The 9,906-nt window shown below is 68.9% G+C and carries 7 protein-coding genes; 4 read left to right on the top strand and 3 right to left on the bottom strand.

Going from position 1 to position 9,906, the window contains the following annotated elements; translation table 11 throughout:
- The 3 genes from DQW85_RS33300 to DQW85_RS33290 form a co-directional block, all read right to left on the bottom strand.
- Positions 1–607, bottom strand: a 607-nt coding sequence (locus DQW85_RS33300) for a hypothetical protein (protein ID WP_205315597.1), incomplete at its 3' end; no start/stop codon positions are given.
- A 172-nt stretch (positions 608–779) separates the two neighbouring features.
- Complete coding sequence (locus tag DQW85_RS47190; protein ID WP_113703745.1) at positions 780–2,417, bottom strand: DUF1996 domain-containing protein; 1,638 nt, start codon at positions 2,415–2,417, stop codon at positions 780–782.
- Positions 2,414–3,058, bottom strand: coding sequence for a DUF4142 domain-containing protein (locus DQW85_RS33290; RefSeq protein WP_113703744.1), 645 nt, complete (start codon positions 3,056–3,058; stop codon positions 2,414–2,416). Before DQW85_RS33290 ends, DQW85_RS47190 begins: the two co-directional genes overlap by 4 nt.
- Positions 3,059–3,175: 117 nt before the next feature.
- Between DQW85_RS33290 and DQW85_RS33285 the strand changes: the two genes are divergently transcribed.
- The 4 genes from DQW85_RS33285 to DQW85_RS33270 all read left to right on the top strand — a co-directional run bounded on the left by DQW85_RS33285 (position 3,176) and on the right by DQW85_RS33270 (position 9,719).
- Positions 3,176–3,721, top strand: a complete 546-nt coding sequence (locus DQW85_RS33285) for a sigma-70 family RNA polymerase sigma factor (RefSeq protein ID WP_113703746.1) — start codon at positions 3,176–3,178, stop codon at positions 3,719–3,721.
- Entirely contained in the window at positions 3,721–3,918 is a 198-nt protein-coding gene (locus DQW85_RS47780) for a zf-HC2 domain-containing protein (protein WP_113703743.1), read from the top strand. Before DQW85_RS33285 ends, DQW85_RS47780 begins: the two co-directional genes overlap by 1 nt.
- Before the next feature lie 87 nt (positions 3,919–4,005).
- A complete protein-coding gene (locus DQW85_RS33275; RefSeq protein WP_113703742.1) occupies positions 4,006–4,809 on the top strand; it encodes a tryptophan 2,3-dioxygenase in 804 nt (267 codons plus the stop codon).
- A gap of 38 nt (positions 4,810–4,847) precedes the next feature.
- The gene (locus DQW85_RS33270) at positions 4,848–9,719 is read left to right on the top strand and encodes an NAD-glutamate dehydrogenase (RefSeq protein WP_113703741.1); all 4,872 of its coding nucleotides are present in this window, start codon (positions 4,848–4,850) and stop codon (positions 9,717–9,719) included.
- Positions 9,720–9,906 lie beyond the last annotated feature (187 nt).

Below are 9,906 nucleotides of genomic sequence, written 5' to 3'. Positions count from 1 at the left end.
CCGCCAGGCAGGCCGCGTACGACCAGGCCACCCAGCCGGCGGCGGGCCGCCCGGCCGTCAGGCCGTGCAGGACCGCCACCGGCCAGGCCAGGTAGGCCCCGCCGTGCAGCAGCCGCCACATCCACGGCCGGCCGGTCACCGCGAACCGGCCGCGGATGACGCCCGTCGCGATGACCATGATCATCAGGTTGCAGGCGATGGCGCCGAGGCCCACCCAGATCCCGGCCGTGGGGAGCACGAGCGCGGTCACGGGCACGTGGCCGAGGGTCATCATGAGGGTCACGTGGGTGGCCAGGTAGCCCAGGCCGATGACCGCGGTGGCCCGGTGCGCGAGCTGGGCCCTGACGCGATTGGCGGGGGAGAGGAAGACCCGCTCTGTGGTGAGCAGGCCGAGCCCGACGGTCGCGGTGAACAGCACGAGCGCGAACACGCCCGCGTAGAACTCGAGGAAGGCCACTCCCCGGGCCACCATGGCCATGCCACGCTCGGTCCTGGCCAGGGCGAACAAGGACAGTGCCACCGCCGCGACGGCCGCGCTCGCGACGAGTCTGAACCTGCGCGTGTCCAGCCTGGTGGGGGCATGACGGGGGGTTCGTCTGTGGAGCATCGATTCGGTTCCCTCCAAGGTCGGTTGAGGGTGCGACTCGGAAGGGGTCAGGCTTGCCTCTGCCGCCCGTCCTGATCGCCCGCCCGATCCCGCCCCCCGCCCCGATGCGGCGGGACGGTGGGCGGTTGGGCGGTGTGACCGGGGCGGGCGGCCGGATCGGCGCGGAGTCAGGTCAGCAGCGGCGGCCCCGGTTGATGCAGTCGACCACGAAGCGCATCAGCCGGTTGGGCATGACGTTGGCGAAGTCCGCGTGGTCGGTGATCGGGTTGTGCAGCTGTTCGGGGAACGCGTCCAGAGCGAACGACGGACCCTGTGGTACGGAGTACGTGAGTGTCATCCGAAGCTGCGGGATCGCCCTGGTGCCCTGGGGACAGCCGCCGCCCTGGTCAGGGAAGACCACGTGCGTCCGGTGATTGGCGCTGTCGGTGTTCTGGCCGTCCCAGCAGCTTGGGAAGTCCAGGATACGCACCACCTGACTGGAGCGCGGGCAAAGCGGGTATTTGGTGGTGATCCGGTTGGTAAAGCCGGTGCACGTCCACGCGGCGCGGGCGTTGCCGCCGCCGTTCGTGGCCGCCTTGGCGTCACCGGTGATCAGCCTCAGGAACCTCGGCATCGGGCTCACCCTGGAGTTCGAGTTGCCCCGGAACTCGAGCGACACGGACCGGGCCCGCAGCACGCGCCCGACGTTGCCGTCCGGGTCCTGGATGTTGTCGTCCACCTTGCGGTCCCGCAGGACCGGCCAGAAGTAGGTCGACTGGTCGTTCAGCCGGCAGGTGGTGCCGGCCGCGGCCAGGCTCTGGTCGGTCGAGAAGGCGTCCGTCGAGACGTTGCCGACGTAGTCGTGCAGGTGGTGGGCGCCGTTGGACACGCCGGGGGCGACGATGAAGTTGTCCGGGTTGTTGTGGCCGTTCTGGTTCGTGCCGCAGCGCGAGACGAACGAGCCGCGGGCGCCGCCCCTGCCACGCTGCTGCGCGTCGAGCGAGTTGGGCTGGACCTGACGGATGTCGACGAAGTCCTTGAGGAACGGGCCGAGGTCGGCGCAGTCGTTCTCGCCCTCACCGGCGGTGTTGGTGGGCGACGGGCTGGCGCTGGGGCTCTGGTTGTTCCCGCCGCGGCGGCGCTGCCGCTGGTTCTGCGCGTTCGGGTCCTGCGCGTCCGGGTCCTGCGCGTCCTGGCCGTCGGGGTCCTGGTTCTGGTTCCTGTTGTTCTGGTTCTGGTTCTGGTCGCCGTTGTCCTGGTTCTGGTCCTGGTTGTTCGGGTCCTGCTGGCCGTTATCCTGGTTCCGGTTGTTGCGGTTCGGGTTCTGGTTCTGCTGGTCCTGGTTGTCGGGGTTCTGGTTGTTCGGGTCCTGGGCCGGGTCCTGCGCGAGGGTGCCGCCGCCGGAGAGCTGCTGGTCGCCTCCCTGCCGCTGGCCGTCGTCCTGGTTCCGGTTGCGGTCCTGGTTCTGGTTCTGGCCGTCGTCCTGGTTTCGGTTGCCGTCCTGGTTCTGGTTCTGGTCGTTCTGATTCCTGTTGTTCTGGTCTTGGTTCTGGTTGCCGTTGTCCTGGTTCTGGTCCTGGTTGTTCGGGTCCTGGTTCTGGTTGTCCTGCCCGTCGGGGTTCTGCTGGCCTTGGTCGTCCTGTCCGTTGGGATCCTGCTGGTCCTGCCCGCGCTGCCGGCGCTCGGGCTGCTCCTGCTGTTGCTGACCCTGGCCGGGTTCGCAGTGATCCGCGATCGCCGGGCCGACGCTGATGACGGCCGCGGACACCAGGCCCCCGGCCACCACGGCCAGGGCCGAAAAGGCCGCGGCCAGGCGTCTCGAACTACTCATGGTTGTCTCCTTGGATCGACCGCCGCGGGGGCGGGTGGAGTGGCCGAGGGAGTCGGGGGTTCGGGCAGTTCGTCGTAGTCGACCAGCCCGGTGGACTCGAGCAGCGTCATGTGCTTCATGACCACGCCCAACCCGTGCTGGGCGAACCTCCTGATCTCGCTGTTGCGGGTGCCGGCCCGCACGTCCGCCACGACGGAGAAGACCTTGCCGTGGGCGGCGCGCAGCAGTTGCGCGAAGTCCTTGTCGAACGCGGAGCCGGTCTGGGCGCCGAGCTGGGCCATCCAGCTCTGCTGATCCGGACTCGGGACGTCGGGCAGCGGCACGCCGAGCCGGGCGGCGTACTGGCGGGTGACCAGATCGAGCTTGGTATGGTCCTCCACCAGATGCATCCCGACTTCCTTGACGCGCTGGGAATCGGCGCGATCCTGAGCCAGGCGGCCCATCGGGATCTCCCACAGACCCGCCTGCCGTACCTTGACCAGAAGGTCTCGGTCGGCCGGGCCCAGGGGACCGGAGGGCAGCACCGACCACTCGGCGGACACGGGCCGGGCCGCGGGTGGCATCACCAGGAGGATCGTCACCGCCGCGGCCACGGCGAAGCCGCCGAACATGAGGACCTCACCGCGAAGAAGCCTGTGCATGGTCGGAGGTACGCGGCGGCCTGGTGACCGGTTCAGTCATAGCGATGAATAGTCACAAATGACTGGAGTTATCGGAGTGGCTACCGGACTCATAACAAAGGTGTAAAGATGTGCCCCGTGCTAAGTCACCTCGACGGCAGGTTCGAGAGTGCGGATGCCGAGGCGGAGCACCGCATCGCGGTGCTCTACCAGGAGTTCGGCGGCCCTCTGCTGCGCCACATACGCAAGTCGACTGGTAACGATCTTCAATGGGCTGAAGACGTCGTGCAGGAGACGATCGTCCGCGCCTGGCGTAACTCGGCAAGACTGCAATGGGAACCGAGCCTCATCTGGGCGTGGCTGCTGACAGTGGCCCGTCGCATCGTGATTGACGGGCGCCGGCGCAAAAGTGTCCGGCCCCACGAGGTCGAACCCCCCGAAGTTGACATGCTGGCCGTCCCCGACGGGGCGGATCGGGCGTTATCGGCGATCGTGGTCGCCGACGCGCTCCGCAGCCTGTCCGAAGAACACCGCGAAGTCATTGAGCAGACCTACCTCAGGGACCGTACGATAAGTGAAGCGGCGGAAATCCTCGGGATCCCGCCGGGCACGGTGAAGTCCAGGCTCTACTACGGCATCCGGGCTCTCCGTGAACTTCTGCGGGACAAGGGGGTAGCCGGCTGATGCACGAGGAGGTGGCCGCCTACGCCCTTGGCGTCCTCGACGAAGAGGAGATCGAGGCGTTCGAGCGCCACCTCGAGACTTGCGCGTCATGCCAGCAGGAGCTCAAGGAGCTGGCCGAGGTACCCGGCCAGCTCGACGAGCTGAAGCACCAACCCTCCGCCTCCGAAGACGACCCCCCGATGTCGATGTCGCGTTGACGACTTCGCCCTTTTCGGGTGATATCGGTACGGCAAGGCGTACGTCCGGTCAGTGACGCCCGGACGAACTTGGGGGAGGTGTGTTCGGTGGGGCACAACGCCGGCGCGCCCGTCCCCCCGGACAGACGGTTCGGCGAGGAGGGCGGCAGGCTCTCCTACGGCGACTATCTCCGCCTGCCCGAGCTGCTCTCCCAGCAGCGGCCCCAGTCGAAGGCTCCGGACGAGCTGCTGTTCATCACCATCCACCAGGTCTACGAGCTCTGGTTCAAGCTGCTGCTGCACGAGCTGGAGAACGCCCGCGACGCCATGCTCGGCGGTGAGCTGTGGCAGGCGAGGCACCAGTTCAGGCGGGTGCACTCGGTGGAGAGGGTGCTGGTCCAGCAGGTCGAGGTCCTGGAGACGATGACGCCTCAGGACTTCCTGGCCTTCCGCGCCCATCTGGCTCCGGCCAGCGGGTTCCAGTCCGTGCAGTTCCGCGAGCTGGAGTTCCTGTCCGGGCTGAAGGACGACGGCTACCTCGCCCGGCTCAGGGACGCCGACGAGGCCGGACTCGCCAGGCTGCGGCGCAGGCTGGAGGAGCCCACGTTGTGGGATGCTTATGTCACCGCCCTCTCCCAGCGTGGCCTGCCGGTCTCCGACGACGAGATCATGGAGTCACTGCTGGCCGTGGCGAGGGACCGCAGGTCTTACGACGACCTGTGGCAACTGGCCGAGGATCTGCTGACACACGATGAGACCGCCGCGCAGTGGCGGACGAGACATGTCCAGATGGTCGAACGGCAGATCGGCACCAAGTCGGGCACAGGCGGCTCGACGGGCGCCCCCTATCTGCGCGGTAGGACGCGCCTGCACTACTTCCCGCTGCTGTGGGAACTAAGGGCCTGGCTATGAACATGTATGGCAAACCCTCACAAAGGAGTGAGAGCGAAATGCCGCTCGACGAGGCCAAGGACGAGTTGCTTCAACGGGCCGCGCAGCGCTGCGCGGCAGGCAGCGACCATGTGAGTCCCGAGGAGGCCCTGGCCCTGCTGCGCTTCTACTACCGGCACGTCGCCCCCGAGGACCTCCTCGACCGCAACCCGGTCGACGTCTACGGTCCGGCGATGTCGCAGAAGCAGCTGGCCGAGGTGCGCCCTCAGGGCAGGGCCGTCGTGCGGGCCTACACCCCCACGCTCGAGGAGAACGGCTGGGACCCCGGCCACTCGGTGGTGGAGGTGGTCACCGACGACATGCCGTTCCTGGTCGACTCGGTGACGATGGAGCTCGACAGGCACGACGTGGGCATCCACCTGGTGGTCCACCCGCAGATGCGGGTCCGGCGCGACATGACGGGCCGGATGCTAGGCCCCGGCCAGGAGGACGTCACCGGCCAGATGATGGCCGAGTCGTGGATGCACATCGAGATCGACAGGCAGGCCGATCCGGCGGTGCTCAAGCAGCTGGAGGAGGACCTCCAGCGGGTCCTGACCGATGTGCGGCACGCCGTCGAGGACTTCGCCAAGATGCGGGCGCTGGCCGTGCAGACCGCCGAGGACCTGTCGGTGAACCCGCCGCCGCTGCCGCCGGCGGAGGTCGAGGACAGCCTCGACCTGCTGCGCTGGCTGGCCGACGGGCACTTCACCTTCATCGGCTACCGCGAATACCGGCTGGAGACCACCGACCAGGGCGACGCGCTGCACGCGCTGCCCGGCACGGCGTTCGGCATCCTGCGCGACGACAAGATCGGCTCCGAGAGCTTCTCCGTGCTGCCGCCGGAGGTGCGGGCCAAGGCCCGCGAGAAGCAGCTGCTGATCATCACCAAGGCCAACTCCCGCGCCACCGTCCACCGGGCAGCCTACCTCGACTACATCGGGGTCAAGCTGTTCTCGCCCGAGGGCGAGGTCATCGGCGAGCGCCGCTTCCTCGGCCTGTTCACGCACGTCGCCTACAACGAGTCGATCTCCCGGATCCCGGTGCTCAGGCGCAAGCTGCCCGCCGTTCTGGAACGTGCCGGTCTCGACGCCGACAGCCACGACGGCAAGGACCTCATCGAGATCCTGGAGACGTTCCCGCGCGACGAGCTCTTCCAGACCTCGATCGACCAGCTGCTGCCCATCGCGCTCGGCGTGCTGCGGCTGCGCGAGCGCAAGCAGGTCAAGCTCTTCCTGCGCCGCGACGACTACGGGCGCTACATCTCCTGCCTGATCTACCTGCCCCGCGACCGCTACACCACGCAGGTGCGGCTGAGGATGCAGGAGGTGCTGCTCAAGGCGCTGGGCGGCACGACGCTCGACTACAGCGCGATGATCGGCGAGTCCGCGCTGGCCAGGCTGCACCTGGTCGTGCGCGGCGAGCGCGGCAGGCAGCTCCCGCCGCCGCAGGTCGACCTGGACGAGCTGGAGGGGCGGCTGGCCGCGATCACCCGGTCCTGGGAGGACGATCTGGCCGCCGCGCTGACCGAGATGAGCAGCGAGGAGGAGGCCCCCCGGCTCATCAGGCGCTACCAGTCGGCGTTCCCCGAGGGGTACAAGGCCGACTTCCCGCCCAAGATGGCCGTGGTCGACTTGCGCCGCCTGGAGCTCCTGCTCGGCTCCGGCGACGACGGGGTCGAGCTCAACCTGTACGAGCCGTACGACGCCGCGGAGGGGGAGCGGCGGCTGAAGATCTACAAGGTCGGCTCGCCCATCTCGCTGTCCAAGGCGCTCCCGCTGATCCAGCGGCTCGGCGTGGAGGTCGTGGACGAGCGCCCGTACGAGATCGACATCGACAACGACCCGTCCACCAAGAACGCCTGGATCTACGACTTCGGGCTGCGGTTCACCCCGTCGGAGGAGGTCGACAGGAACGACTTCAAGCGGCTCTTCCAGGACGGCCTGATCGCGCTGTGGAAGGGCGAGATCGAGGCCGACAACTTCAACGCGCTCATCCTGCGCGCCGGGCTGACCTACGAGCAGGCCGAGATCCTGCGGGTCTACGCCAAATACCTGCGCCAGGCGGGCAGCACCCACTCGCAGCGCTACATGGAGCGGGTGCTGACCGGCAACGTCCGGCTGGCGCGGCTGCTCGTGCGGCTCTTCGAGGCGAGGCTGGACCCGCGGCGCTCCGAGGACGTCCGCGTCGACCTGGCCGAGGCCCTCGTCGAGGAGATCCTGGGGGCACTGGACGAGGTGGCCTCGCTCGACGAGGACCGGATCCTGCGGGCCTACCTGGAGATGATCCAGGCGACGCTGCGCACCAACTACTTCCAGACGGTGGGCGGGCGGCGCAGGCCGTACATCTCGCTGAAGTTCGACCCGGAGGCGATCAGCGTGCTGCCGCTGCCGCGGCCGAAGTACGAGATCTTCGTCTACTCGCCGCGGGTCGAGGGCGTGCACCTGCGCTTCGGCAAGGTGGCCAGGGGCGGGTTGCGGTGGTCGGACCGGATGGAGGACTTCCGGACGGAGATCCTCGGCCTGGTCAAGGCGCAGATGGTGAAAAATACCGTTATCGTGCCGACTGGCTCCAAGGGCGGATTTGTCGTGAAGCGTCCGCCCGTGTCCGGGTCGCGGGAGGACGTGCTCGCCGAGGGCGTGGCCTGCTACCGGACGTTCATCTCCGGCCTGCTCGACGTCACCGACAACCTCGTCGACGGCAAGGTCGTCCCGCCGCCCGACGTGGTCCGGCACGACGGCGACGACCCCTACCTGGTGGTTGCCGCCGACAAGGGCACCGCGACGTTCTCCGACATCGCCAACAGCGTGGCCAAGGACTACGGCTTCTGGCTCGGCGACGCCTTCGCCTCCGGCGGCTCGATCGGCTACGACCACAAGGCCATGGGCATCACCGCCCGCGGCGCCTGGGAGTCCGTCAAGTACCACTTCCGCACCATGGGCGTGGACGTCCAGACCACGGACTTCACCGTCGCCGGCATCGGCGACATGTCGGGAGACGTGTTCGGCAACGGCATGCTGCTCTCGCGGCACATCCAGCTCGTCGCCGCCTTCGACCACCGCCACGTCTTCATCGACCCCACGCCCGACGCCGCGACCTCCTACGCCGAACGGCAGCGCCTGTTCGAGCTGCCGCGCAGCTCCTGGGCCGACTACTCCGCCGAGCTGATCTCCGAGGGCGGCGGCGTCTTCCCGCGCACGGCCAAGTCGATCAAGATCACCCCACAGATGCGCGAGGCGCTCGACCTGCCGGCCGGCGTCTCGTCGATGGCGCCGAACGACCTGATCAGCGCTATCCTGCGGGCCCCGGTCGACCTGCTGTGGAACGGCGGCATCGGCACCTATGTCAAGTCCGGCGGCGAGTCCAACGCCGACGTCGGAGACAAGGCCAACGACCCGCTCCGCATCGACGCGGGCCGGCTGCGCTGCAAGGTCGTCGGCGAGGGCGGCAACCTGGGCTTCACCCAGCTCGCCCGCATCGAGTTCGCGCTCAACGGCGGGCTGGTCAACACCGACTTCATCGACAACTCGGCCGGGGTGGACACCTCCGACCACGAGGTCAACATCAAGATCCTGCTCGACCAGGTCGTACGCGACGGCGAGCTGACCGACAAGCAGCGCAACCAGGTCTTCACGTCGATGACCGACGAGGTGGCCGACCTGGTGCTGCGCGACAACTACGCCCAGAACGTGGTGCTCGCCGCGGCCCGCGCCCAGGCGGTGGAGATGCTCCACATCCACGCCCGCTACCTGCGGCGGCTGGAGCGAGAGGGGCTCGTCAACCGGGAGCTGGAGTTCCTGCCGTCCGACAAGACGCTGGCGGAGCGCCGCCAGGCCAGGCTGGGCCTGACCGCGCCCGAGTTCTCCGTGCTGCTCGCCTACACCAAGCTCGTGGCCGACGCCGAGCTGCTCGGCTCCGACCTGCCCGACGACCCGTTCCTGGCCTCGTGGCTGGTGTCCTACTTCCCGTCGGCGCTGCGCCAGCGGTTCAGGCCGTACATGGACGCCCACCCGCTGCGCCGCGAGATCATCACCACCTGCGTGGTGAACGAGCTGGTCAACTCCATGGGCACGACGTTCATGTTCCGCTTCGCGGAGGAGACAGGCGCCTCGACGCCCGACACCGTCCGCGCCTACCTGGTCGCCCGCGAGGTCTTCGACCTGGCCAGCTTCTACCGGCAGGTGGAGTCGCTGGACAACATGGTCGACACGGCCACGCAGATCGCCATGCTCCTGGAGGCGCGCAAGCTCGCCGAGCGCGGCACCCGCTGGCTGCTCAGCAACCGCCGTCCGCCGCTCGACCTGGCGGGCTCGGTGGGCTTCTTCGTCAAGGGCGTGAACGGCCTGCTGTCGCACATCCCGAAGATGCTCACCGGCCCCGACCTGGTGGCCTTCGAGGAGCGCCGCGACTCGTTCGTGGCCCGGGGCGTCCCCGTGGACCTGGCCGAGCGGGTGGCGGCCATGGTGCCCGCCTACTCCACCTTCGACCTGGTGGAGATCGCGGCGGCGACGGGCCGCCCGGTCAACGAGGTGGCCGAGGTCTACTTCGACCTGGCCGACCGCCTCCAGCTGGCCCGGCTCAGGGAACGCGTCATCGCCCTGCCGCGCGACAACCGGTGGAACGCCATGGCCCGCTCGGCGCTGCGCGACGACCTCTACGCGGCCCACGCCTCCCTCACCCGCGACGTTCTGGTCAGCGGCGCGCCGGGGGTGTCGCCGGAGGAACGCCTGGCCCGCTGGAGCGAGGCCAACTCGGCCGCGGTCGGCCGCGCCAGGCAGACGCTGTCGGAGATCTGGGAGAGCGACAACTTCGACCTCGCCACGCTCTCGGTCGCCCTGCGCGCCATCCGGACCCTGGTGGCGAGCAGCAACCTGCCGCGCCTGGAGGCGTGACCTACCGGCGTCGCCCGCCTGACGGTGCCTCGGCCCGCGCCACCCGGCGCGCGGTCACCTGGCCCGCGTCACCTGGCCCGCTTCCCTGGCCCGCGTCACCTGGCCCGCTTCCCTGGCCCGCGTCACCTGGCGCGCGGTCACCTGGCCGCCCGCGTCACTCGCCGGTGGCGCGGGTCAGGGCGCCGCT

The sequence above is a fragment of the Nonomuraea lactucae genome (assembly GCF_003313395.1).
GTDB classification, from domain to species: Bacteria; Actinomycetota; Actinomycetes; order Streptosporangiales; family Streptosporangiaceae; genus Nonomuraea; species Nonomuraea lactucae.
The sequence above is the reverse complement of the archived record's forward strand: the minus strand, read 5'-3'. Positions and strand labels throughout refer to the sequence as shown.